A 579-nucleotide genomic window follows, 5' to 3' on the forward strand; every position below is an offset into this window, starting at 1 on the left:
CCGACCCCTTTTACCGTGAAAGGCTCATTTCATTTCAAACGCTCTGACCCCACTGATTTCTTTCTAAGAATATATTGGCAATTCTTTAAAGTAAGAAATGAACCAAAAACAATTAAAATAAGTGAGAGCAAATTAAATTCTTTATTAACAACTCCTAATCTAGAAGACTTCATATTTATTTCACCAACTTTTAATGCATATGCTTTGTATAGCCCGTCGGTATTATCTACCCAAACAGTAATATACCAATTACTTAATCTTAATCTTTTATTAAGCGAGGAACACTTTATTTCTACATCGATCACGTCAATATTTTGAGATATTTTTTTAAGTGTAAAATTAAAACTATCATTATAGCCCACTCTGCTATCACAATTATAAGAGTCAATTTTGTCACTTATTTTTATCAATTCATCAAAATGAGGATACTTTTCAAAAAAATATATATTTTGAATTCCTAGAATTATAAGACAAATACCAGCGACAATAGCCCATACGGCAACAAATTTTTTATTCATAATTTCTTAATCTATCTATTGAGATAACACATCTTTAGTTAAAACAATAGTGGTTTTAAAG

General features: G+C 28.5%; 1 protein-coding gene. It reads right to left on the reverse strand.

What is annotated here, in order from left to right:
- Positions 1-29: 29 nt before the first annotated feature.
- A complete protein-coding gene (locus tag RM573_RS17420; protein WP_311585136.1) occupies positions 30-518 on the reverse strand; it encodes a hypothetical protein in 489 nt (162 codons plus the stop codon).
- Positions 519-579 lie beyond the last annotated feature (61 nt).

Source organism: Thalassotalea castellviae (assembly GCF_031846185.1).
Lineage (GTDB): Bacteria > Pseudomonadota > Gammaproteobacteria > Enterobacterales > Alteromonadaceae > Thalassotalea_H > Thalassotalea_H castellviae.

What these genes read in the sequence shown, in the direction of transcription:
- RM573_RS17420 (WP_311585136.1), bottom strand. Translation starts at nt 518, where the DNA reads ATGAATAAAAAATTTGTTGCCGTATGGGCTATTGTCGCTGGTATTTGT.